Here is a 25,611-nt window from a genome sequence, read left to right on the forward strand (position 1 = left end):
CCTCCTCCAATTTCATCCTGCCCACCGCGCACTCCGTACAATTGCCATTTGATCGAGCAGTCGTAGACACTGATTGTTTTTAGCACCTAATGACCACTCTCCACGTAAAAATGGGGCCATTGTATCAGGAACACTAGTTGGTGGCATGAGATTCTGGACATCCAGCCAATCCATACCACCGATTTCCTCTACTGCTAAACCTACTATTGTGTCTTGCTCTTCAATGGCAATCACCGAAATTTCAGCTCTATCCGTGTTTAATGCACTCGCTTCCCCTAGAAATTGACCCAAATCGGCCACCCAAATAACTCGACCTCGTAAATTTAGAGTACCCAAAAGTAAAGGAGAAGCATTAGGAATCGGGGTGATTCTATCAGGACTTAGTTCAATTACCTCCCGGATGCCAGTTGCTTGTAGTGCAAACTCCTGATGCGAGGGAATGTAAAACCTCAAATGTAACTCACCTTCAGGACTTTCTACTTGTAATTCTGGTCGAAAGTGGTCTTGACCGCCGCCACTTAAAAAGTCCGGTTTGCTGACCATGTTGTTTTTATCCTTATCCTCGCAGCAGTTGTTTGACTGTTCCTACCAACTCGGTTGGTTGAAACGGTTTGGCTATGTAAGCGTCTGCACCCTGTTTCATACCCCAATAGCGATCGAATTCTTCGCCTTTGGAAGAACACATAACCACTGGGACATTTTGGGTTTTTGGATCGGATTTTAACCGCCGACAAACTTCGTAGCCGTTCATTCGGGGCATGACAATATCTAATACCACTAAATCTGGAGGTGCTATTTGAATTGCCTCTAATGCTTCTAATCCGTCACTGGCATGGGTAACTGTTAGGCCAGTTGCTTTCAGGAGGTCTGTAATCATCTCCCTTTGCGCGATACTGTCTTCCACAATCAGAACTGTGCTCATAAGTGTCTATTTACCTCCTGATGTAGACGTTCCTAATTGGAACATTCCCTGATTCCTCCGCAAGTATTAACTGTATAAATTAATTTTATGTCTTGACTATTTTCCCGGAGATTGATGTTTCACTGAGTTAGCTGACTCTGTGATAACATCTTTTTACTCATCTTTTAGTAGATCAACAAATCTTTGATCTCTTTATATGCCCCACAGATGAAGGAGCAATCAATTCAAAATTCAAAACTTGTACTGAGCGACTTGTGCCGAGCGAAGTCGAGGTAAGCCGAAGTATTCAAAATTAAAGAACTTCTGCCTCCTCTTTCCCAATGCCCAATTTTCATTAGTTTTTGATATATTTCTCCAAAAGCATGAGTAACTCGGTGTCTGTAAACGGTTTTGTCAAATAATCTGTTGCCCCAACCATGCTAGCTTTGACTCGATCAATAAAACCATCTTTCCCAGTAAGCATGATAATCGGTGTCAGCCGAAATGCTGTTGAATGTCGCAGCATGGAGCAAACCTCGTATCCTTCCAATTCCGACATGGCGATGTCGCACAAAATTAAATCCGGTTTGAGTTGAAAAACCAGACTCAGTGCTTCTAAGGGATTGGTGAAAGCGATCGCTTCATAACCTTGTGGTTGTAAGATGGAATTTATAGTCTCACCGATGGCGATCGCATCGTCAATACATACTATCCGCCCCCTTGGTTTTCTTTTCAATTCCTCGCTAACCGTGTGGGTATTTGGTAGATTTGTTTCTGAATATACCAGTTGTAACCAACTTTGTTGCACGTATGGGTATATTGCCTTAGCAACTGTCAAAATGTCTCGGTTGAGATAACGAGCCAGTTGACGCAAAGATGTTTTACCATCAGCCCAATGTTGTAGCTTATTCACGGTTGCTTCTGGCAAGGAAGATTGTAGCTGAACTTTGTCAGATAGTACTGGTAATTGTTCTGGAGACTGAATGTGTGGATACAGCTGCTTCCACTCTTGCAGCTGCTTCGTAATTTTTGTCACAAATGGAGCAATCTCGAAAGTGTTTAATTGCGGGGCAAGTGGGACACCCTGATGGAAAATGAAGTTACCTTGGGATAAACTCAGCAGGTCAAAGAGAGTTTCATGCAGTAAGCCCTGAATGATACTACCAGCTATCTTTGGGTTGATGATATTCCGCTCCAAGAGCGCCCAAAGATAGGCATACTCTGGCGCGTCGGTTGGTGGTAAGGAAAAAAATTGTTTGTCGGTGAGTCGCGTCTCAACTCGATAATGACGTAAATAATCGTTAATTCTGGACAAACTACTCTCGCCTTCTTGGCAATAGATAATTTGACCATTCAAGAAAAAGACGAACCAAGACTGTTGTTTAGGGCGATAAATGCTTGCTCCCTCTCCACCTAGTTTGTTGTGATGGTGAGAGCTATGAGCTTCGACCCATAATTGCCCAGTTCGTTGCCCCAACTCAATCAATTGCAGAATACTGCAAATATCAATTTCATTTAAATTTCCCTGCATTTAGCTAAAAAGTACTCCTTAAGTTTTGCGGAATTCTGACCTCTTGTTTAAGTATTGATTATGGATTATTGGAAAGATTGTTACTCTATTTTTATTGTCATTAGGGAATACATTAACCTATAAACCTTCATCTTTCGTAATACACTTCGATAAAGCTAGTGTTAACACGGAAGTCATCATCACTGTCATCAGTACAAAATATAAAGGCGCGACCAGATCGCTTATATAAGTATCAAGACGTAATATCTCGCGTCTATAGTTTTGTCTGTCTTGTTTTCCTAAACTCCGGTTCAGTGACACAAGTTAACAGAATTATTTAAGATATATCCCAAAACATAAACTTTAAGTGCATCAATAAAGGACTAACGGTGTGCTGTATTTAGCAGAAGTACAAAAACAGAAAGGTGGTTTACTTAGCGGCGGTGCAAAAACCGAACTGAAACTGCTAGCTTGTCAGCGAACTGACCAGAATTGGAGTACTGTGTCGGAAGAAGTGATTGCTGCTGAGGACGCAAGCAAATTAAATGATGGGGCTTTGGTACTAGTTGAACTGAATCCGAATCGTCAAGTGCAGCGAATTCAAGAAGCTGGTCGTCCACTAGTCAACATTTTGCAGAATTTTTCCCGCCAGTTGGAGAAATTTAAGCTCAAGGAAGATGAAATTGATCAGTGGAAACAGTCGCTAACATTTCAGGCGCAAGAGTTGAATCGCCGTGAAATGGACATGGAAGTACGCTCGGAACAGTTGCAACAGTTGGAGGAAGAGTTGCAACATTTGGAGGAGCAAAAGCAGGAAGTTGACACTTCCCGCCAGGAAATTGAACGATTACAAGGAGAAGTTGAGCGCAACCGCCAAGAGTTGGAAGGCGCTTGGGAGCATTTACGGGGTGAGCAGCGTCGTCTAGAGGAACGTCTTGCGGATTTTCAACCAGGGACAGTTTTAGATGAGGAGCAAAGTCGGGTAATGAGTGAGTTACTCGATCGCTTGTCTAGTCGTGTTGTTCCCACGGAAACAGTCAGAGAACACCTGCGTCTGGCCTTTGAATTGATCGAAAAGCAGCAAGCGACTCTGATCCCGCACTGGCAAAAACTAGAGGAGCAAAAAACTACGATCGCTCAACAGCAAGAAGAAGTAAAGCTATTGTCACAAACTTTTAGCGATCGCCAAAATGCATTGCAAGAAGCACAAAATTCTTTAGTTCAGCAAACAGCCCAATTACAGATAAATACAGCAGACCTTACCAGCAAGCAAGAGTATGCTCGACTAGTTAAAGAGCAGTTACGAAATGCCGAAGAGTTATATCAACAGATGCATTCTTTAGCGGCAACATCTGGTGATGTAGTTCTCGGCAAGCAAGCGGATGTGGAGGCTTTGGAGAAAATGCCTTTAGAAGAACTACAAAAGATCGTCCAAGACTTGCAGTATAAGTTAGAAATCGACGCTAGCTTTGTTCACGATCAAGAACAAGAACTAAAATATAAACAAGAAGCTATAGAAGAACTCCAAACTAAAATAAATAATGCAGCTGACCATGACCACATTAATCTGGAACTGGAACTAACTGATGAAAAAGACCTTTATCAGATGCTAAACTCCAGTTTGGTGGGACAACGCCGGAATATGCTCCAGCATCAGAAGTTTCTTAAGCAACACCAAGCTGTACTGCTACGGCGACAAGGACATACTGTTGTTGAAGAAGAAGAAAGCAACAACAAAATTAATTTAGAACCGCTTTTATTACAAATTGAAACCCAGCGACAACAATATTCACAAGAAATTCAAAAGCTGGAACGTGAGATTGAGCAAATTCGTTCTGGTATTGAGCTAAATCAGGGAATGATTGACAATCAAACTCACGATCTAGATGAAAAGCGCCAAGAATTGAAAGCGATTGAGGAAAATTTGCTATCCCTACGAAGAACAACTGCTGAATTATCTGGTCGAGTGAATCTTTATCAAGAAGCACTACAACCAATTCAAGATTCTCTAGATGGATTACGGCAAAAGCTGCAAGGAATTGCAGAATCTTTGGATCAATTCCAAGAAACTGGTGATTATCAAGTCCAAGCGATCGCTCAGTTGCGTCATACTCTCCAGAGTTTAATGCCTCAGCCGGAATTACTAGCTTCTTAACAAGTTTTGGGGCTTTAGCCTAGCTAAAGCCCAAGTACGAACTAGGAGTTTAGTTATTACTCTATAAATAAACTAGATTCTACATTAAAAAACTCTCCCAGTTTACGAGCTTGTTCTGTATTTATCTTCTCTTGTCCATTTAAAATATTATCAACCAAAGTTTTTGTCCCTAAAACTGATACTAAATCATCTCTACTTATCTCAGATTGTTCTAAAATAAATAACAACATAGACGTAGGATTATTTTGCTGGCTTGACTGATAATATTCTTGTTCAAACTTTTCAATTAAAGTAACTAATAACTGATAAAGCTCGTCTTCTTCTGGGGTGCGTTCCCGGTGCATTAAATCTTCCACTATCCCTAAAGCTTGTTCGTTTTCAGTTTCACTTTTTATAAGTTTGGGAAGATAAGCTGTTAATAACTCCTTGTATTTATCTGGATTAAAAGTAAGGGTCATTTTTCCAGTTCTCCTTATCATATTCGGTATGGGTGAGGATATATTTAATATAAATTAACTGCCCTTCATAATCTATACTAACAATCAAGCGATATTTATTTCCTTTAATATTGAACACTGTAAAGTTACCAACAGCTTCAGTTTTAATAAAAATTTGCTGTACTTCAACTAAATTTGACCATTTCGCTTTAGTAGCAACCTTATACCAATTGCTTAATGCTTCCTGACAATCTGCATGGTTTTCTGCATATTCTCTTAAGATTCTAAAACTAATAATGTGCATCGTCCCTAATAACAAAAAGATTTTAAATAACTACTTAAAACAGATCCAGTCGGCTTTTACTTGAGTGATCGCACTTAAAGCTTGATAGCGCCAATTGCGTGCAGCAGCTTCATTATTTACGGATAATATACAGAATCTTGTATAAATTCGCAGGTAAGTTTATGGCAGAAATTCAAATCGGAATCGAAGGTGAAGGCGCACCAGCAGCCGCCGAGGCTTTGCTAGAAATCCCTGGAATATCGGGAAGCTATGAAGTACCGACGCAAAGAGAGGGAACTCTCGCCGCGATCGCTACTATTGTCGGCATTGTCGGTGGTGTTGCGGCTTTAGCTGAACAAATCCGCAAATGGTATCAAGAATGGCATAAATCTCATCCAGGAAAGCAATTTGATGTGGTAATTCTTGACCCTGATACTGGAAACAGGATTTTACTTGAAGAAGCTACTATAGAGGAAATCACGGAAATCCTCAAATCTATCAGCAAATAAGTGCAAACTATCCGCATTCAACTTCGGGAAAGTACGCAGGAAACTGTTGAACTCAGGTATTGGCTACCTCAAATAAAGCACTATGAATCACGTCGCCTGAAATTAGCAGAAATCGCTGATTTGCTCAAGCAAGGCGAACGAGATTACTATAAACTGCTGCCCAATTTACGAGGAATCGGGCAGCAGTTATTTTTTTGGTTGGATGGGGATGGACGCTGGTTGAGTCGGGGAATTGCTAACTGTCGCGGTGAGGGGTTGGTAATTGCCATTGATACTGATAAAAAACTGGCACATCTACCTTGGGAAGTGCTGCATGATGGTGAGGATTTTTTGGTCAAGCGCGTTAATCCAGTGGTGTTACCTCTGCGCTGGATTGAGAAAGAAACGGCAGGGTTTTCTGTGGAAGCACGACAATTGCGAGTATTGTTTATGGCAACCGACCCGGAAGATGTGGAACCAAAGTTAGAGTTTGAACAGGAAGAAGCGAGAATTCTGGCAGATACGCGAGATTTTGCTGTAGATTTGCGGGTGGAAGAAAGCGGTTGCGTCAGCGAGTTGGGTAAGGTGTGGAGTCGCTATCTTGATGATTTTGATGTGTTTCACCTGACAGGACACGCCTCAATTAAAGATGAAGCACCTTACACGCCTTACTTTATCACTGAGACGGAAATCGGGGAACGCCACGAAACCACAGCCGCAGAACTGGCGGAAGTCTTTCGGTTTCGCTTTCCCAAATTGGTGTTTTTATCTGGGTGTCGGACTGGACAAGCACCAGATAAAGGGGCTGTCCCTTCGATGGCTGAGGCACTAATTGCCCAAGGGGCTAGGGCGGTTTTAAGTTGGGGGCGGCCTGTGGAAGATCGGACAGCTACAGCCGCCGCCGCGCACCTCTACGGCAAATTGGCGGCTGGATATGAATTAGCCCAAGCACTCGCTAGCACTTACCAGCAGTTGTTTAAACAGAATGTGCGTGACTGGCATTTGTTGCGGTTATATATTCAGGGAGAGTGTCCCGGTGCGTTGGTGGATGTGTTGGGAGATGTGCCACCCTCAGCGCCGGAACCTGCTTATCAACAGTTTTTAGATCCCGATACCCAACAGGTGCGGGTGGCGAAACCCTCTGAGTTTGTTGGGAGACGGCGGACTTTGCAACGTTGTCTCAAAGCGATTCGCACTTCATTAGGGGTACTCATTCACGGACTGGGGGGTGTGGGTAAGAGTACTGTGACGGCGCGACTTCTGGAAAGGATGGTTGGCTATCACAGGCTGGTGAACTTTCGGCAACTGGATGAGGACAAACTGCTCAAAACCCTTGCTGAACAATGTACCTCGGAACGGGGGCATGAAATTCTCAATGGCAAGTTACCCTTGATGCAGCGTCTCACCAAGTTTTTCACTGAAGGACTCAATACCAAAGAACAGCGCTTTGCCTTTGTGCTGGATGACTTTGAGGCTAATTTGGATTTACGAAATGGGGTTTATGTCTTGCAACCACAAGTTGTGGATGTACTGCTGTCGTTGCTGAAGGCGATGCAAAATTCCCAACTTCCCCACAAGGTAATTATTACCTGTCGCTACAATTTCACATTGTCGGAACTGAATCATCGTCTGTACCGCGAATCTCTGGGGGCTTTGGGTGGGGCAGATTTAATTAAAAAGTATAATCGTCTGGATTCGTTTAATGGCAGTTGGCAATTTCAGCCAGATTTGCCGGAACGTGCCAAACAAGCAGCAGATGGAAATCCTCGGCTGTTGGAATGGTTAGATAAGATTTTGCAAAATTCCCAGAACCCCACCCCGCCTACGGCACCCCTCCCCGCAAGCGAGGAGGGGTATATGAGGGGAGTTGAGATGATTCTGCAAAAGATGGCAGATAAGGAAAAGGAATTTCGTGAGGATATTTTGGCACAGGAATTGCTGAAGCAGCAAACTCCAGCTTTGCGTCAAATGCTGGGGAAGTTGTTGGTGTATGAGTTACCTGTTCCTCAAGCTGCTATTGACCCGATTTGTGAGGATATCTCAAGTTGGGATAGTCATATTCAACGCGCTGAAATTTTGGGTTTGTTGGAAGTTACGCTCACCAACAACACAGAGAGGTTATATCGTGTTCCCCGGATTTTGTCACCGTTGCTAAAGTTTCCAGAAAACCCTAAGGGTGAAGAGTTGTATAAACAAGCTGCACAAATTTTGTATCGCCTGTGGTGGGAAGAGGCGAAAACTGCAACGGAAGCACAAATGTTAGAAATTCATCGCTTGGCGTTCCTGGGTAAGGATGAAGACATTGCGGGGAAAATAGGTAATTCATTGGCGGGGCACTTTCGGAATAAAAGTCGATTTCGGGAAGCAATACTTCTGTGCAAATCAACCTTAGAAATTACTAAAAACCATAGTGTTCTTAAAGAAATTGCTTATTGTGAACACCAAATGGGTGAGGTTGATCGAGCATTAAACTATTACCAACAAGCTTTAAATCTTTGTCCCGCAGAAGACGAACGAGAATTAGCGTCAATCTATCACTATTTAGGAATACTAAAAGCCGACAAGGGGGAAGTGGATGAAGCAATCACACTTTATAATCAGTCTTTGGAAATAACTGAACGCATTGGATATGTCCAAGGCAAAGTGGCGACGTTGCACTGTTTGGGACATATCTACGCCAACAAAGGGGAAGTGGAAGCAGCGATCGCACTCTACAATCAAGTTCTTGAAATTGATGAACGCACTGGGAATGTCCAAGGCAAAGCGGCAACGTTAAACCAACTGGGAATTGTATATGCTAATCAGGGAGAAGTGGATGAAGCTATTGCACTGTTCAATCAGTCTTTGGAAATAACTCAACGCATTGGTAATCTCCAAGGCAAAGCGGTTACGTTGCACGAACTGGGACATATCTACGCCAACAAAGGGGAATTGGAGCAAGCGATCGCACTTTTCAATCAGTCTTTGGAAATAACTCAACGCATTGGTAATCTTCAAGGCATAGCGGCGACATTGCAGAATCTAGCAGATATCTACGCCAACAAAGGGGACGTGGAGAAAGCGATCGCACTTGTCAGGCAGTCTTTAGAAATAACAGAAAGCATTGGCAATGTCAAAAGCCAAGCAAATACTTTGTATAACCGAGCAATTATTTCAGCGAATAAAGGGGAAATGGAGCAAGCGATCGCACTTTTCAATCAATCTTTGGAAATAACTCAACGCATTGGTAATGTCCAAACCAAAGCAACGATATTGTACCAACTGGGAATACTCTACGCTGACAAAGGGGAAGTGGAGCAAGCGATCGCACTTTTCAATCAGTCTTTGGAAATAAAAGAACGCATTGGAGATGTCCAAGGCAAAGCAATGACTCTGCGGAGGTTAGGAGATTTGGCAGAACAGCAGGGTGAATACACTAAAGCGATATCCTATTTGCAACCAGCTTTAGAGATTTTGCAGCGATTGAAGTCACCGGATGCTGAAAGTGTGAGTGCAAGTCTTGATAGGGTAATGCGTAATTCGTAATACTTCGGCTACGCTCAGTACAAGTTCGTAATTCCTGAAAGATTTTTGTCTCACGCAGAGGCGCAAAGGCGCAAAGAAGAAGGCATGAGTGTGATTTAGGTAAATGAAAACTGCTGTAATGAGTCTTGGATACTCATGAATGAGTCTTTGATATTCGCGTGAGAATGTTTGATATTCGTCGGCGAATCTTTGATATTCGCGCGAGAGTCTTTGATATTCGCGCGAGAGTCTTTGATATTCACGCGAGAGTCTTTGATATTCACGGGAGAATCTTTGATATTCGTCGGCGAGTCTTTGATATTCGTGCGAGAGTCTTTAATACTCGTGAATGAGTGTTGATAGCAATTCAGGACAGAGAATCAGGATCTATGCCGAGCGATCGCTATTAATAAATTTTGATAGCAATTTAGAAGAACGCGAGAGTGTGATTTAACATAAATTCGACAAACCTCTCCCTGCTTTGCAATAGCAATACTCAAAACTATTTCAAACAGATCCAGTCGCCTTCTACTTGAGCGATCGCACCACCGGGAAATGGATCGGTTTGCGATCGGTTGGGCGCTATAATTAAAGCCGTTAATTTTTCAATGTGTTCAAAACTGGGCGCATCAGTCAGTATTTGCTGCAACACTTGACGCATCGCACGACGTTGCAGAGCCAGTGGTGCTTTCTGCAATACCCGACGATTTAACCTCAAGGGAAGAAGAGTAAGGGAATCTTCTTCATACCCAATGCCCGTTTCCATAGCCTTTTCACGCAACTCCCGGGCAGCTTTTTCCAAATATTCCACTTCCGCTTGGAGAAGTTCTGCTGTTTGGGCTAAGGCTGATTCTACTTGAGGGTTGAAATTCTCTCGCAAATATGGTATTAATTCTTGGCGAATGCGATTGCGGGCATATTGCAAATCTTGATTGGTGGAATCTTCCCAAATTGGTAATTTAAATTCTTGACAAAATTGCTCTGTTTGTATGCGAGTAATTTCTAAAAGTGGACGCACTAAGACAATACCTGTAGTTAGAGGGCGTTGCCAAGTCAAGGCTTGTAAGCCATCAGCACCAGTGCCGCGAATTAAATTGTAGAGAAGAGTTTCGGCGCGATCGCTCTTCGTGTGTCCTGTAACTATATATTGATAATTATTTGCTTGGGCGATCGCATTTAAAGCTTGATAGCGCCAATCGCGTGCAGCAGCTTCACTATTTATCGGTTGGTTCGCTGTTTCTAAATAAAAGGATGTTTCCCAAGTTTTAGCTAAATTTTCGACATGATGAGCATTAGCTTCGGAGTCAGAACGCCAACGATGATCGCAGTGAGCAATACCTAGATACCATCCCCATTTGGATTGTAAATCTAAAAGTAATTTTATTAAACACAAAGAATCTTGTCCGCCGGAGACAGCGATTAATAGCCGTTGATTGCGCTCAAATAAGTGGCGCGATCGGATGGTGCGATGTATTTTTGCATGTAGGGGAGTCCATACCATTTTTTTCCGCGCACACAGACAAAGATAATTTTCTATTATATCGGTGTCTCAATTTTGGTATTAATTTTCGCTTTTATTGAGTTGTTGCCGAAGGTCGTCGAGCACAGAGCTTTCCTGTTTGATTTTTAATTGATTATCTTCTTGTTTGTCTTCGATTTCAGTTTCATCAGGGCAAAATTCTAGACGAACTCTAATTTTACCTGTTTGCCATTGTTGACCAGGTATTAAAACACAACATTCAAATCCTTCTCCAAATACTCTTGCTCCTGAAGATGTACAGTGTTTTGCCCAAATTTTCTTGACTTACTTTAATAACTGAAACGCTATTTGAGTTCGAGGTAAGTTTTCAAATGCTTCTTGGTGAAAATGCACAACATCATCATCAACATTTAGAGGTTCCCATTCATCATTCATAATCAATTTCCTGTAACTAAATTTATAGTTCCCAAGAATTCGCAATTAATTGTTTGGATTCAACTTGCAGCCACAATTTGTTTAACTGTCTGTGAGAAAGTAATGAAGATTCCTGAATACTGAGCGTTGAGTAATGATTACCAATCTGAAGATGAGGCGATAGAGATTATTTACTCATAGCTAAATATGTGCTAATTAAAACCTAGTATATATTTCTTACCCAAGGGTGAGGAATATTATACATCATAAATTTATATCGTAATTAGTACAGGTTAGAGCTAGCGTAAAGTGGACAATTTGACAATCTTTAATACTCAAACTACTTGGCGTATAGTCATAATCTGTCCGCATGCAAGAAGAACGCAAGACACTTAATATATGGTTCAGAATCTCGAAAGAACACGCCAGAGTGCAAAGTTTCCAGAAACTGCACCGGCTGCTAATCCTGTATTTTTTAGAACTTATAGCCGCCGTACAAAGGCGGGACTAAGGGAAACATGGGATGAGGTATGCGATCGCACTATACTTGGCTTAGTCGAGTTGGGAAAGCTAACTCAAGAAGAAGCTGCCACACTTGATAAGATGCAGCGTAAGTTGAAAGCTATGCCGAGTGGGCGCTGGCTATGGGTTGGTGGTACAGATTGGATAACCAAGCCAAAAAACTTTTCCGGGGCTTATAATTGCACCTCTACCAATCTCGAAGACTGGAGTGCCTTCGGGTTAATGATGGATTTGGCAATGATGGGCTGTGGTACTGGAGCCGTCCTAGAACCACAATTTATTAACCAGTTACCTCCTATCCGTAATCATCTGAATGTCACTGTAACAGGTGAGATTGGCAGCACTCCTGTGCAACAACGGCGTGAATATACTCAAACTCATATACAAGGCAATAACGTCACTATTCACGTTGGAGATAGCCGTGAAGGTTGGGTTGAATCATATCAAGCCTTATTAGAACTCTCCACTGAGCAGCAATTTTCAGCAGAAGTTGAAGTACTAGTTGATATCAGTGATGTCCGAAAATCAGGAGAAACTCTCAAGGGCTTTGGAGGAGTTGCTAATCCTGTTAAATTACCCGGACTCTATCAGCGTTGTGCCTCCATCCTGAATAAAGCCAGAGGAAGACAATTAAATTCAGTTGAATGCTGTCTATTAATCGACCAAGCTGCTGTAACAATTGTTGCAGGTAACATCCGAAGAAGCGCGGGGATGCGTCAGTTTCTTGCTGACGATGAACAAGGAGCCACTGCTAAAGATAACTTATGGCAGCAAGATGAAAGTGGCAACTGGCGAATTGATCCAGAGCGTGATGCACTTAGGATGGCAAACCATACCAGAGTTTTTCACCGCAAGCCGACCTTAGAAGAATGTCTTAATGCCGTCCGCAAACAATATTATAGTGGCGAGGGAGCGATTCAATGGGCTGGTGAAGCTGTCGCGCGATCGAATATTGATTTGCTGCCAACACACGCTCTGAAAGTTGAGTTTTTACAAGCTTATGAACAAGGAACAGCAAAACAGTGGTTAAAAGAACGTTATTCAAATCTTGATGCTAGTGAGTTAGAACATCGTTTAGCTCGCTATGGGCTAAATCCGTGTGGTAAGTGATTTTGCCTCACGTTAAAAACCTCGCAAAAACGGGGAAAGCTGAGATGCTAATCCCGTGGTAATCAAAGGAATTAAAAAGTCTTTGACACCGTACAGCGTAGAGAGTGAAACTAGATTACATCCGAAATTAGTGTCTAGAATATAATCTCTCCAAGAGTGCGGGGGCGGATGTGAAAAACACTTGTGTTGAGCGGCTTGCCCTGAGTGTAGCCGTTGGCGCAGCCTCTCGTAGAGAAGGGAGCCGAAACACTTTTATTATCTGAAGTCACATCTGTAAAAGGTACGCGGAGCTACTGCAAATAATCAAGCAGTAGAACTAGGGGATAAAAAGCCTTTAGGGTAACAAAGAAAGGAAATCATCGGTAGTAATTTTCACTGCAATTTGTCAGAGGTTCACCTCAATCAAATCGATCCACATAACTACAAAGAACAAGAGGAGGCTTTCACTGCTGGAGCGCTATCTGTAGCGGCACTTTTAAATCACAAATTCCTGGAACCACGCTATCAATACAGCCGTGAACTAGACCCGATTGTGGGAGTTTCTTTTACAGGTTTATTTGATTTCTTTGTCCATGCTTTTGGTGTTGATTGGCTGCGCTGGTGGGAAGCAGGAAGACCTGCAACTCCACAAGGATTAGCTTTCAAGCGCGAGGAAGAGAAATATCTCAGTTCTTGGAGAGATATTGTACATCGGGTAGTTTGGGATTACTGCGATCGCCACAATCTTAAGCGTCCAAATCGCTGTACCACAGTTCAACCTAGTGGCACAAAAGCATTATTAACTAATGCTAGTTCAGGGTGGCATCCTCCCAAAGCGCAAAGATTTATTCGCCGCATTACCTTCGGCAAAAATGACCCAGTAGCTTTAGCTTGTATTGACTATGGTTACAATGTCATTCCCTCTCAATCAGACAAAGATGAACAAGGCAATTTGCTTAACGATCCCTTTGATTCACGGGTGAGTGAATGGTTAGTAGAAATCCCTGTTTCTGTATCTTGGGCTGATTTACCAGGGGCTGATGAAATTGATGTTTCTAAGTTTTCAGTCTTAGCCCAATTTGATTTTGTCCTTCAGGTTCAACGTTGGTACGTGACTCACAATACATCAGCAACTTTAGAACTTCGCTCTGATGAAATCGAACCATTAGGACAGCGCATCTACGAAACTATCCAGAATGATGAAGGATATATTTCAGCCGCTCTTTTAGCCCGTTTTGACGATCTGCAATCATTCCCACGTTTGCCGTTTGAACCAATAGACAAATTAACCTATAACCGCTTGAATCAAGAAGTCAAAGCACGACGCAAAACAGATGATTTCTGTGCAGTCTTAAGTCGCTACGATTTAGGTGAAATGGCAGAAGCTGGCCCTAGTGGTTGTGATTCTGATAAGTGTATGTTTCCCGATCAGCAACCAAGCTCATAAGGCGAAATGATTAGGGAGTGGGGATAAGGGAGCAGGGGGAGATGGCAACGCCAAAGGGGAAAGGGCAAGGGGCAAAGGGGAAAGGAAAGCTCCCTCCTTTTCCCTTTTCCCTTTTTCCTACCCGAAGGGTTTTGCCTAATGCCCCATACCCTACATCGCTCAACACGTTACGATCAATTAAGAAGTAATAACTTTTTACGGCAGTGCCAGGAGTCTCTTAATGTTCATTAATGAATTGTCACCTATATTCAAAGAATTTACTCAGCATCCAGTCTCATTTGTGGGTGGTTTTTTCTCTGGTGTGCTTCGGCTCAATCTTGCAGACGATCCCGTTAAAGGCTGGCTAGATAAACAGATCCGCTCGAATAGTTACACCAGTAACACAACGGAGGCACATAATGGCAAAGCCACCGGCCCTCAGCAGATTTCGATTGACTAAATTTTGAAATTCGGGAGACGCGGGGATGCACTTACATAGGAATTTGAGAGAGGAATTCTCCATATCTTCTACTCTGTTGCTCTTTGCGTCTCTTTCAATAAAGAGCAGTCGGGATATATGACTACTAGTACACTACGGCGTAAGAGACTTCCAAGAAATAAATTACCCAAATGAAACGAACCACTCCAGACACAGAGAACACAGAGGAATAAGGAAGAGAGAGTTTTTTCGTGAGTTTTTTATTTGGAAGTCCCTAAATAAACTACCTATTCTAAATCAATGAAACTCTTGCTCTGTATCCATTTTGACTTTTGACTTTTGCCTTGTGGTACTAGTCAATTGCTTCCTTAGCAAAAGATACTAAAATCAGATAAATAGGCATGAAAACATGGAATCCCTAACCTCTCGTATGCAGGCGGTACAGTCACCGATTATTCCTGTGGTTGGGGAACTGATTAAAAACTCCCCTGGAACCATCTCTCTAGGACAAGGTGTTGTTTCTTACAACCCACCACCGGAAGCCATAGAATTTTTGTCCAAATTTTTAGCCGAACCAGCCAATAATTTATACAAATCAGTTGAGGGAATTCCCCCTTTACTGACAACACTTGCAGGAAAATTGCAAGCCTTCAACAGGATTGAAATCAACGGTGAAAACTGCATCGTTGTGACAGCAGGGAGCAATATGGGATTTATGAATGCCATTCTGGCTATTACTAACCCAGGCGATGAAATTATTCTGAATACCCCCTACTATTTCAACCATGAAATGGCGATCGCAATGGCTGGTTGTCGTGCAGTGTTAGTGGCGACAGATGAAAATTACCAACTATGCCCAGAAGCGATCGCTCAAGCAATTACACCCAAAACACGGGCTGTGGTGACAATTTCACCGAATAATCCCACTGGAGTTGTCTATTCTGAAGCCGCATTGCGCCAAGTAAATCAAATTTGTGCTACTCACAGTATTTACCACATCAGCGATGAAGCTTATGAATACTTTACTTATAACGGGGTAAAACACATTTCCCCTGGTGCATTTAGTAATAGTAGCGAGTACACCATTTCTCTCTATAGCCTTTCCAAAGCATACGGTTTTGCTAGTTGGCGCATTGGCTACATGGTGATTCCTAAACACTTACTTGTCGCTGTTAAAAAAGTCCAAGATACAATTTTGATTTGTCCGCCAGTCATTTCTCAATATGCAGCTTTAGGGGCATTGCAGGCAAAAGAGGATTATTTGAAGAGTCATATAGGAGCGTTGGCGCAGCCCGCCGTAGGCATCGCTCAAGTACGCCAACTAGTATTAGACTCCCTTAATCGTCTACAAGGCTTATGTAGCATTATTCCTGCAAATGGCGCTTTTTACTTTTTTCTTAAAGTTCATACCCAAATGGATGCTTTTGAGTTAGTTAAAAAACTGATCCAGGAGCATAAAGTCGCAGTTATTCCAGGTACAACCTTTGGCATAGATGACGGATGCTATTTACGTGTTGCTTATGGGGCGTTGCAAAAAGATACGGCAAAAGAAGGTATAGAGAGATTAGTACAAGGTTTGGAAACTATAGTTAGAAACTAGGAGTCATCCATTCCTGCCTCCTGCCCCCTGTCCCCTGCCTCCTACCTCCTGCCTCCTGCCTCCAATCTCAAATATAAAATTCAACAGATGCCAATTATTAATAAGTTAATTGAAATTGAAACTGAGCCAAAAATTAATATTCATAATATCACCCCACAAATTCAAGATTTTATTGCCTCAACATCAATTAAAAATGGACAAGTTTTAGTATTTTCTCGACACACTACAACAGCCTTAGCTATCAACGAAAATGAAGTCAGATTATTAGAAGATATAAAAGTATTCTTGCAGAAATTAGCACCAGAATCAGACCGTTATTTGCATAATGACTTGCATTTAAGAGATGTCCCGCAAGATGAGCCGATTAATGCTCACTCTCATTTGATGGCAATGATGCTGACCACGAGTGAGATAATTCCCATTGTGGATGGTAAATTAGCTTTGGGAACCTGGCAATCTGTGTTGTTTTTTGAGTTGGATGGCCCGCGTAAAAGAACGATATTTTTACAAATTTCTGGAGAATAATGCAATTTCATACCCGCAATGCTCTGAGAACAACCTAAATCTGAGAGAATTACGAACACGAGTAATCAGTACATCAGTTGAAGTTACCTACAGCAATTAAAAACCTGAAAGAATGTTTTCCAGCATCACCTTCCTTTCCACAAACCAGGACTTTTGTTGTGTCAAAGGCAAAGGCCATTAGTTATGAAAAATAACGATAATTTTGTATTACGTAATACTTGGTACTATGCCCTGCCTAGCAATCAAATCAAGCCAGGTATGATGATCAGCCGCATTTTCTTAGGAGAACCGGTGCTGTTAGTTCGCGGCCAAGATGGCAAAGTGTCTGCAATGACGGACATTTGTCCCCATCGTGGTGTGCCCTTGAGTTGTGGGAGATTCAATGGGCAAGAAGTTGAATGCTGTTACCACGGTTGGCGCTTTAACTCTGCTGGGCGCTGTACTGCGATACCTTCTCTTGTGGAGGAACAGCAAATGGATTTGAGTCGCTTTGATGTGCAGTCATATAGTGTTCGCGAAGCCCAAGGAAATATCTGGATATATATGCCCGATCCCGATAACCCTCAACCTGCATCTGAGATGGAAATTCCGGTAATTCCAGGGTTTGGCGATCGCTCTCACCAGTTTGTAGAGGTGGTAAAATTCCCTTGTTTCATAGATCATGCAGTGGTAGGTCTGATGGACCCGGCTCATTCACCTTATGTTCATCGCGCTTGGTGGTGGCGAAATGAGCAATTGCACGAAGAAGTAAAGCAATTTGATGCTTCGTCCTACGGCTTTACGATGCGACGACATCGATTACCAGCAAATGGGGGTAGATTATACTGGCTGATTGGCGGTGGTGTCCCAGAAACAGAGATTTCTTTTCGTTTACCTGGAGTCAGAATTGAAGAAACCACCATTGGTAATAATCGAGTCGTTAATTTGACAGCAGTTACACCGATTTCAGACACAGAAACGGAGGTAACTTTTGCTCTTTACTGGACACTTCCTTGGGTAGGATTTTTCAAGCCACTGTTACACGTGCTGGCGCGGACTTTCATTGGCCAAGACCGAACGGTTGTGGAAAAACAGCAAATTGGTTTGAAATATAATCCTGTGCTACGGCTGATTAAAGACTCAGATATGCAGGCGCAGTGGTACTACCAGTTAAAGCGGGAATATGCTCGTTCTGTGGCTGAAGGACGAGAATTTGTCAATCCTGTCAAGGGTCAAATACTGCGCTGGCGTGCTTAAATTACTCCAAAGTAAATTCGGCAAATTCTCTTTGTCCGAATAGCATATTTCGGTCTACGGCTGACAATATTTTATTATTGGCGCGATCGCTATTTAAACTGCGACCAACTAACTGCGCGACATCTGCACGATTAATGCTACCAATAATGTGCGGATCTTCGGTCAAAACGCCATTACCCGTTGCTGGTTCTGACTTGAGTCCACCAGGACGGATGATTGTATAGGTGAGTCCACTGGCAATTAAGTGTTGTTCAGCTTTGTCTTTCTCGGCTAAAACTTTTCCCAGTACCTCTAAAACTTGGGGTGAGGCAGCAACAACACTACTGCCAACGCCTATGGAAGATACAAGAATAAACTTTTGCACCCCAGCTTTCACTGCTGCATCGATCAGATTTCGATTACCAGGGTAATCTGGTCTTTCTACATCTGATGGTAAACCGCCAATTGTACTGATAACGGTGTGAATAGGTTCATCTGTGACGATGGCGCGTTCGACATCGCCAAGATTCAAGGCATCTCCCAAAACTACCTCAACACCGATTTTTTCTAGTTCATTAGCAACTGCTGCTGTTCTCAAGAGTGCTTTTACCTTTAGCTGTTGCGCTGTCAGATATTGAGCAATTTCTCGACCAACACCGCGACTTGCTCCAGCCAGAAAAATATAAGATGCACTTGTCATAATAAATTTAATTATTTACGCTCAAAGGATTTTATCAGAGGATTGGCAGTATTTAATAATTGCTCAAGCGACTGAGATGCTTCTGGTTGATGGCGAACATGAGTGTCAATAAACAAACTAATGATTTCACCCATCAGCAAACGGAAACTTTCTTGAGGTTGGGTGGCGGGAAAGTCCAGCAAGGGTGTCTTTGAGGTGGAGTCTGGCTGATTTATCGAAAAGTGATTTGCCCCTTCTAAAAGTAGTAGATAACTATCATTTCGTCCGCCAGTAATTGCTTCTTGGAATGTACGGATGACTGGGGTGGTAGCATTTCCAGGACTTATACCATAGCGATCGCAGCTGTTCGCAATTATTCCATCACAGGTTCCTCCCATAAGTAGAAGTGGTAGGGAGTCTGGTAAGGGTAAGATAGTACCTGCCTCGTACCCCAGTAATAACGTTCCCCCAGTGTGTAAACCATAGCCAAAAGATGCTACAATATGAGGGAAAAAATCAGGATCGGCATTTTCGAGTGCGACTCTACCACCTGCGGAGTGTCCACCTAAAATTATTCGTTGTAGATCGAGCATTCCAGCTAAAATACCCTCAGACTGTAACTGTTCAACTTTCGCTAGCAGTGTAGGCAAAGCCGAAGCAGTCGCAACAGTACGATAAATTGTTGGTTTCCTTTTTTCAAAATCAATCCCTGGAGTCAGACTAATTATTCCTGGCATAACTTCTGCAATCCAGTTAAAGAGAATCACTACTAGTCCACGTTCAGCAAGTTTAACCGCCAACCATTGATATTGTTGAGCATCACAGTTAAAACCGTTGAAGAAAATCACTACTGGAAAAGGTGCTTTTTCTAAATCAACTGGTAAAATTTCCCTATTTATTTCTATCTGGCTCGGCATCTGTGCTGGATAGAAAATTTTCAGGTGAATGGTATCGTAAGGAGACTGGAAACCCTCGATTTTAGCAGCTTGGAAAAAATTATCAACTGTCATCTGGTTTTTCCTAATATCATTTTCGGAAAATTCTTCTATTACCCAGTACAACTACTCCCAGCAATCCTAATCTAGCGATCGTAAATAACTTAGTAACCATAATTACAAAAATAATATTAGGATAGCAATTATACTTAACCCGATTGTAGGAAGTAATTTAGTCAACATTTGTGCAAATGTAGCAAATAACTTTTCTTTGGATAAACTTATGGCTAAAAAATCTCAACCCAATCTAGAACAATACCAAGATGTCAGATTATCTGCTACCACAAGAATTTGGGTAATCACAGTAGCGATTCTGGGAGTTTGCGTCCCACTGTCAGCCGTTACTAGAAGCGGTGCTATTCTTCCTTTAGTTGCTATTGGTGGCGCAGCTGTTGGTACAGTTGCTGTTTGGCGTTCTGATGAGCAAAAATCCAAAACTAACTATTTGCAACAGCAGCAAATAGAACTCCTAGAACGGAGATTAGCGAATTTAGAAACAATTGTTAGCAGCGATGACTTGAACTTGCAAACGAAAATTAAACAGATCGAAGCAAGGGATACTTTTGGCGACTCTTCTGATGTCAGTATTACACCCAGACAACCAAAACGCAAAGGTTAAAATTAGCCAATCGTCACTAATTATTTCGATTTCAGATGATATTTCCGAGAATTATCGTTACTAAGTTATTTTTATGTAGCTATTTGCTGGCTTAAGCTTACTCCAATCTTAAAAATCCGTCTCAAATTCAACTTTCCTTTACAGCCAGAAGTGTTTCTAGGGAAACAGTATCTCGATCTCTATCTCCGTTAGAATTGACTGATATCATTTAATTCTATATACTTCAACTGCATCAGTTCATGAAATGTCTAAGTGCTATCCATCTATCTCTTTCCCGGAAACATTTGTCAATGGCTGTGTTTTATTAGACTGTTAATATTACTGAATTTTTAATTAACTAAGGTTATAAACTTGAGTAATTGCGTTTGTATAGCTTACCGTAGGTATGCAATAGTTTGCCGCAGGAATGTAGATGGATTGGATTAGCTTACTCAAAGCTCAACAAATTGACTTCCTTCAACGTGTGAAAAAACCTAAAACTTATGACTTATCTTTGCTGGAAAGTCAAGTTAAAGGTTGTCACACTGAAGTTATAGCCTTTTGGGGCGAGCCATTGGCTAGACTCCAAGAACTTTCTCGTCAACAAGCAGAAGTTCTCGCTAAAAATCCGCCGCCGACACCGCCGGAATATCCTGAGCCTCCTGACTGGACGATACCTTTTCCTAAATACTTCCAACAACAAGCCCAAGATTATCTTTTTCGAGAGCATATTGTTGACAGGGTAATAAGTGAACGCTTGGGCAAGTTAGTAAAAAAGGTGTCGCAAGATACTTTGCAAAACATGATTTTAGATGACGAGGGAAATTTGGGTGGCGAAAGTAAATTTCCTTATATACTCAAAGATCATCCTCAGTTAAGTGTTCAAGTTTACGTTGCTGATGGAGAAAGTTTTAATGGTATTAAGAAAGACAAAATTAGGTGGTCAGTTACTCAAGAAGATTTAAAAAATCACCAAGTATTAATTTTTCTTTGTTTATTTTATCCATCTACAGGTAATTTAGGTTACGAGAAGCAAAGTATAATAACGGGATTTTTACCTACAAATCAACTTGAATTTAGCGAACCAAAACTGTATGTGACTCCGAGTAATTTGTTATATGCAGGCGGGTTAAGTTGGTATTTAGAATCACTGATGGGTAAAAAAGACACGTCGCCAGTAATTAACTCAAGAGCGATCGCAGATACAATACAGATTCTACCATCAGAACATTGTCTCAAAGCTATAGTCGGTGACTGGGAATGCTGGCAGACTTTGCAAGGACACACCAGAGGCATTAATTGCCTAGCTTTCAGTTCCGGGTGTAACAATGGCAAAGCCTTACCCATTTTGGCAAGTGGTAGTCGTGGAGAAACTAAACTCTGGGATTTAAGCAAGGGTGAATTAATAGAGACCTTATCAGAGTATCCTTGGGTAATATCTGGGCTGGTAGATGAAGTGAATTCCCTAGCTTTTAGTTCAGATGGACAAACTTTAGTAAGTTGCGGTGCAGATTCGACAATTAAGCTTTGGCACGTAGGCGCTTTAGACTTGATAGATATTTTGCACAAACACAATGGGGTAGTGCGGTGTGCTGCTTTCACCCCAGATGGCAGAATGTTAGCGACAGGGGGAGATGACAGGAAAATTCTCTTTTGGGATTTGATGCATCGTCAAGTTGCGATCGCACTTTCTTTAGATGATACAGCTGCTCATTCCCTAGTTTTAAGTCGAGATGGCGAAACTCTCGTTACAGGTAGCTACCGCAAAATCAAAGTTTGGCGCACCTCACCGCAAACGGGAATCAAAAGTTTAAAAGATGCACAACCACTACATACCCTTATGGGTCATTCTCACATCGTTTGTTCCTTAGCAATCAGTGCAGATGCTAAACTGCTCGTGAGTGGTAGTTGGGATCAAACGATTAAAGTTTGGCAATTGGAGACTGGGGAATTACTTCGTACCCTTAAAGGACATATAGATAAAGTATATGCGATCGCCTTAAGTCCCGATGGACAAATTATCGCGAGCGGTAGTGCTGATAAAACTATCAAGTTGTGGCATCTACAAACCGGGGAATTGCTGGGTACATTTACAGGTCATGGGAATATAGTTACAGCATTAGCCTTCACAGCTTCCGGTGAAATGCTGGTTAGCGGGAGTTTAGATAAGACAATTAAAATTTGGCAACGTAGTTAATGGTAATTCGTAATTTGCGATTCTTACGGCGGGCTACGCTTATATATGACCATTGTATCTCAGCCAGAATCACAAACGCAGACATGAGTCAACAGAGCCAAGAACAGTTGCAAAATATCTACACCTATGCTAAAAGTTGAGCAACAAAATCTAACATCTACTCTTCGTTAACACTAATTGCATTGATAAATCGAATGCAAGATGCCCTTTTGGGCATCTCACAACCTGTACCACTTAGTGATGGCAGAGTGCTAATTATGATTAAACAACCACAAAATTATTTGCGGTTAGTGATAATCCAGTAGATAGTTGTGCAAATTTTACCTGAGTAAACCCAGATGCACTGCCATCTTGGTCAAAGAATAGTCCACCTGTAATGTTGTTGTAGATAAATCGTTGAGTGCTAGTGCTTGCAGATGTTCCAAGGGTAAACTGACTCGTCTTAAGTGAACCTATTGATAACCCGCCACCAAAACCAGCAGCCGATACCTGAATGATTTCATTAGTGGTGTTGAAGTCATAAAGACTATCTACACTAACATTCAAAGTACTGAAAGCAAAGGTATCTGTACCAGCTCCTCCATAAAGGCTATCATTACCATAACCACCTGTGAGGTAGTCATTTCCATTACCACCTTGAAGGGTGTTCTTACCAGATGCACCACTGGCTGTAAGAGTATCATTGCCATCGCCTCCAGAGAGTAGATTATTGCCTGATGAAGAGTCAACAATCAAGCGATCGTTACCTGCTCCCCCATCGAGCGTATCATTGCCATTACCATAGACTCCGCCAAGAGTATCGTTTCCACTGTTGCCAACAATGTTGTCATTGTAATATGTACCTGAGATATTTAATCGTTCGATATTCTTGTAGCTAACCCGACTTGTGCCCGCCGTAATTGTTCCAATGTTAGTAGTGGCATTGAATGTTGTTGTGATACCCACGGAACCATAGCTGTAATCAACGGATAACACATCGTCACCTGCTCCCCCATCGATTGTATCTTTGCCACCAGTGCCCGGGGAGAGCGTATCGTTCCCACTGTTGCCAACAATGCTGTCATTGTATCCAGTACCTGAGATATTTAATCGTTCGATATTCTTGTAGCTAACCCGACTTGTACCCGCCGTAATTGCTCCAATGTTAGTAGTGGCATTGAATGTCGTTGTGATACCCTCTGTAGCATTGTAATTGGCGGACAACACATCGTCACCCTTACCCCCATCGATCGTATCTTTGCCACCATCACCCCCAGAGAGTGTATCATTACCATTGCCCCCTAAAATATTGTCATTGTATCCAGTACCTGAGATATTTAATCGTTCGATATCCTTGTAGCTGACTCGATATTTGCCAGCCGTAATTGCTCCAATGTTTGTAGTCGGATTGAATGTTGTTGTGATACCGCCTGAAGCCGAGTAAAAATCAACGGACAACAAATCGTCATCCTTACCTCCATCTACCGTTTGAGTCACTAAATCAGAGAGGGGCGTATCTGAGGATGTGGTGTTTAAATAGAAGAAATCATTCCCATCGCCCCCAGAGAATAAGTTATTGCCTGTAAAATATTCAGCACTCAAGGTATCATCACCAGCCCCACCATTGAGAGTGTTATTACCTGAAGAAAGGTAATAAAAGTCTAGAGCGCTCAAGTGGATAATATCGCCAGATATGGAGAGAGAATCATTACCATCACCCCCAGAGAGTAAGTTATTCCCTGTTGAAATGCCAGCATTCAAGGTATCGTTACCAGCACCACCGTTGAGGGTGTTATTGCCTGATGCCCTAAAATTAGGGTTTCCTCTATAAGTTGTAATTCCAGAGGTGGTGAGAGAATCATTACCATCGCCCCCAAAGAGTAAGTTATTTCCCGATGGAGACTGAGCATTCAAAGTATCGTCACCAGCGCCACCGTTGAGGGTGTTATTGCTTGAGGAGGGGTAATAGATGTAAGGGTCGGCGCTGTTACGAACAATAGAGGCGTAAAGAGAATCATTGCCATCGCCTCCAGAAAGTAAGTTATTGCCAGATGTTGCCCCAGCATCTAAGTAATCGTCACCAGCACCACCGTTGAGGGTGTTATTGCCTGTTGAAAATTCAACATTCAAGTAATCGTTGCCAGTACCACCAATCAGGGATTCATTGCCCCCAACGAGGGATTCATTGCCCACACCACCAACGAGAGTATCATTCCCTGTACCACCAATGAGAGTATCATTCCCCGCACCACCTCTTAAAAGGTCGTTCCCACTCAAGCCGTCAATGATGTCATTGCCACCCTGACCATTAATGACATCATTTGAGTCGTCTAAACCCACAATATTGTTAGAGAGGTCATTGAGAAAGGTTACTGTGTTCTTGATACCTATACTAGTATCAGTGGAGTTGGCATCAAGAACATTAAAACTGTCTGTGATGCTAGTCTGGCCATCAAATATGATATTGCCGATCGCTGGTGTTGCTCCAGAAGCTTTTAGGTTCTCCAAGTTTTCTAATTTGAAGTTTTTCAGGATAACTTTCGGACCAAAAAACCTTGTTGCAGTATCCCCTTCAAAGCTGACTTCCAGATTGTTGCCATTTTGGGTAAGCAGTAGATTTTGGGCAGTGACACCATCGCCCTCAAATTCTAGGGTGTCCACTTCGGCAATGACTGCTGCTGTTGGGTTTGTTCCTTTACCTACGCCACCAAAATCGGTGATGATATTAGTATTCTTGTTGTTGTAGTAGTCGTAGTAAACAAATTTATCCTTACCGCCTCCACCAGTTAAGGTGTCGTTACCACGGTTACCATATCCATTACCATATATGGTATCGTTGCCTGCAAGACCGTTAATTGTGTCCGCCTCATCACTACCTTCTAGAGTATCGTTACCGTTGGTTCCAATGATATTTGCCATAATTTTTACCTGATTAAATTGATTTTTTCAGTAACTTCAGTTCTCAACCTTGAGTTTGGTGTTACTTTTGGACACAAACAATTCACCGAAATTTGACGTTTTTGACGTATTTTCTACGTCATGTTTGAGAAACAGTAATATTTCACGAAAATTTCCCTGATCGAAAAGCATTTATGCCGCACTTATCTAACTATTCTCTTACTACTTAAATCTTAAGCACTGTACAAAATCATGAGCATGTACATTCAGGATAATC

The 25,611-nt window shown here is 42.1% G+C and carries 20 protein-coding genes and 2 pseudogenes; 11 read left to right on the forward strand and 11 right to left on the reverse strand.

Going from position 1 to position 25,611, the window contains the following annotated elements; all coding sequences use genetic code 11:
- Positions 1-12: 12 nt before the first annotated feature.
- From RMX98_RS08360 to RMX98_RS08370, 3 genes are all read right to left on the reverse strand, one after another.
- On the reverse strand, positions 13-543 hold the full coding sequence (locus RMX98_RS08360; protein WP_409880857.1) for a chemotaxis protein CheW: 531 nt from the start codon (positions 541-543) through the stop codon (positions 13-15).
- 13 nt (positions 544-556) lie between these two features.
- Entirely contained in the window at positions 557-922 is a 366-nt protein-coding gene (locus tag RMX98_RS08365; protein ID WP_069073698.1) for a response regulator transcription factor, read from the reverse strand.
- 334 nt (positions 923-1,256) lie between these two features.
- Positions 1,257-2,432, reverse strand: a complete 1,176-nt coding sequence (locus RMX98_RS08370) for a response regulator (protein ID WP_409880856.1) — start codon at positions 2,430-2,432, stop codon at positions 1,257-1,259.
- A gap of 370 nt (positions 2,433-2,802) precedes the next feature.
- Here RMX98_RS08370 and hmpF point away from each other — a divergent pair, with 370 nt between their 5' ends.
- Complete coding sequence (gene hmpF / locus RMX98_RS08375; protein ID WP_409880855.1) at positions 2,803-4,566, forward strand: pilus motility taxis protein HmpF; 1,764 nt, start codon at positions 2,803-2,805, stop codon at positions 4,564-4,566.
- A gap of 56 nt (positions 4,567-4,622) precedes the next feature.
- Here hmpF and RMX98_RS08380 read toward each other — a convergent pair whose 3' ends face one another.
- Both RMX98_RS08380 and RMX98_RS08385 read right to left on the reverse strand, forming a co-directional pair.
- Positions 4,623-5,024 carry a type II toxin-antitoxin system HigA family antitoxin gene (locus RMX98_RS08380; protein ID WP_409880854.1) on the reverse strand — a complete coding sequence of 134 codons (402 nt, stop codon included), beginning with the start codon at positions 5,022-5,024 and terminating at the stop codon, positions 4,623-4,625.
- Positions 5,008-5,307 (reverse strand): type II toxin-antitoxin system HigB family toxin, encoded by a 300-nt coding sequence (locus RMX98_RS08385; protein ID WP_409880852.1) that lies wholly within the window; start codon positions 5,305-5,307, stop codon positions 5,008-5,010. Before RMX98_RS08385 ends, RMX98_RS08380 begins: the two co-directional genes overlap by 17 nt.
- 161 nt (positions 5,308-5,468) lie before the next feature.
- On the opposite strand from RMX98_RS08385, the gene RMX98_RS08390 reads away from it, so the two are divergent.
- Positions 5,469-5,795 carry a hypothetical protein gene (locus RMX98_RS08390; protein ID WP_335189162.1) on the forward strand — a complete coding sequence of 109 codons (327 nt, stop codon included), beginning with the start codon at positions 5,469-5,471 and terminating at the stop codon, positions 5,793-5,795.
- Entirely contained in the window at positions 5,796-9,299 is a 3,504-nt protein-coding gene (locus RMX98_RS08395; RefSeq protein WP_409881332.1) for a tetratricopeptide repeat protein, read from the forward strand.
- A gap of 95 nt (positions 9,300-9,394) precedes the next feature.
- Here RMX98_RS08395 and RMX98_RS08400 read toward each other — a convergent pair whose 3' ends face one another.
- The 3 genes from RMX98_RS08400 to RMX98_RS08410 form a co-directional block, all read right to left on the reverse strand.
- Positions 9,395-9,562 carry a hypothetical protein gene (locus RMX98_RS08400; protein WP_322675880.1) on the reverse strand — a complete coding sequence of 56 codons (168 nt, stop codon included), beginning with the start codon at positions 9,560-9,562 and terminating at the stop codon, positions 9,395-9,397.
- A gap of 218 nt (positions 9,563-9,780) precedes the next feature.
- Positions 9,781-10,779 carry a tRNA lysidine(34) synthetase TilS gene (gene tilS / locus RMX98_RS08405; RefSeq protein ID WP_322675879.1) on the reverse strand — a complete coding sequence of 333 codons (999 nt, stop codon included), beginning with the start codon at positions 10,777-10,779 and terminating at the stop codon, positions 9,781-9,783.
- A 60-nt stretch (positions 10,780-10,839) separates the two neighbouring features.
- Entirely contained in the window at positions 10,840-11,073 is a 234-nt protein-coding gene (locus tag RMX98_RS08410) for a KGK domain-containing protein (protein ID WP_409880887.1), read from the reverse strand.
- 498 nt (positions 11,074-11,571) lie between these two features.
- Here RMX98_RS08410 and nrdJ (RMX98_RS08415) point away from each other — a divergent pair.
- The 6 genes and pseudogenes from nrdJ (RMX98_RS08415) to RMX98_RS08440 all read left to right on the forward strand — a co-directional run.
- Positions 11,572-12,801: pseudogene (gene nrdJ, locus RMX98_RS08415) on the forward strand (ribonucleoside-triphosphate reductase, adenosylcobalamin-dependent); the annotation flags it as partial.
- Between the two features lie 355 nt (positions 12,802-13,156).
- A pseudogene (gene nrdJ, locus RMX98_RS08420) lies at positions 13,157-14,230 on the forward strand (ribonucleoside-triphosphate reductase, adenosylcobalamin-dependent); the annotation flags it as partial.
- 220 nt (positions 14,231-14,450) lie between these two features.
- A complete protein-coding gene (locus tag RMX98_RS08425; RefSeq protein WP_322675878.1) occupies positions 14,451-14,669 on the forward strand; it encodes a hypothetical protein in 219 nt (72 codons plus the stop codon).
- Between the two features lie 388 nt (positions 14,670-15,057).
- A complete protein-coding gene (locus tag RMX98_RS08430; RefSeq protein WP_322675877.1) occupies positions 15,058-16,248 on the forward strand; it encodes a pyridoxal phosphate-dependent aminotransferase in 1,191 nt (396 codons plus the stop codon).
- 87 nt (positions 16,249-16,335) lie between these two features.
- Positions 16,336-16,773, forward strand: coding sequence for a secondary thiamine-phosphate synthase enzyme YjbQ (locus RMX98_RS08435; RefSeq protein WP_322675876.1), 438 nt, complete (start codon positions 16,336-16,338; stop codon positions 16,771-16,773).
- A gap of 183 nt (positions 16,774-16,956) precedes the next feature.
- Positions 16,957-18,009, forward strand: a complete 1,053-nt coding sequence (locus RMX98_RS08440) for an aromatic ring-hydroxylating dioxygenase subunit alpha (protein WP_322675875.1) — start codon at positions 16,957-16,959, stop codon at positions 18,007-18,009.
- 1 nt (position 18,010) lies between these two features.
- Here the strand turns inward: RMX98_RS08440 and RMX98_RS08445 are convergent, their stop codons facing one another.
- A complete protein-coding gene (locus RMX98_RS08445) occupies positions 18,011-18,688 on the reverse strand; it encodes an SDR family oxidoreductase (RefSeq protein ID WP_322675874.1) in 678 nt (225 codons plus the stop codon).
- Between the two features lie 11 nt (positions 18,689-18,699).
- A complete protein-coding gene (locus RMX98_RS08450; RefSeq protein WP_322675873.1) occupies positions 18,700-19,677 on the reverse strand; it encodes a dienelactone hydrolase in 978 nt (325 codons plus the stop codon).
- Between the two features lie 208 nt (positions 19,678-19,885).
- Between RMX98_RS08450 and RMX98_RS08455 the strand changes: the two genes are divergently transcribed.
- Entirely contained in the window at positions 19,886-20,281 is a 396-nt protein-coding gene (locus RMX98_RS08455) for a hypothetical protein (protein ID WP_322675872.1), read from the forward strand.
- Positions 20,282-20,693: 412 nt separating this feature from the next.
- The gene (locus RMX98_RS08460) at positions 20,694-22,457 is read left to right on the forward strand and encodes a WD40 repeat domain-containing protein (protein ID WP_322675871.1); all 1,764 of its coding nucleotides are present in this window, start codon (positions 20,694-20,696) and stop codon (positions 22,455-22,457) included.
- 261 nt (positions 22,458-22,718) lie between these two features.
- Here the strand turns inward: RMX98_RS08460 and RMX98_RS08465 are convergent, their stop codons facing one another.
- Positions 22,719-25,355: a calcium-binding protein gene (locus tag RMX98_RS08465; protein ID WP_409881333.1), complete on the reverse strand. Its 2,637-nt coding sequence runs from the start codon at positions 25,353-25,355 to the stop codon at positions 22,719-22,721.
- Positions 25,356-25,611: the final 256 nt, after the last annotated feature.

The organism is Nostoc sp. DedQUE02 (genome assembly GCF_034531035.1).
Taxonomy (GTDB): domain Bacteria; phylum Cyanobacteriota; class Cyanobacteriia; order Cyanobacteriales; family Nostocaceae; genus Nostoc.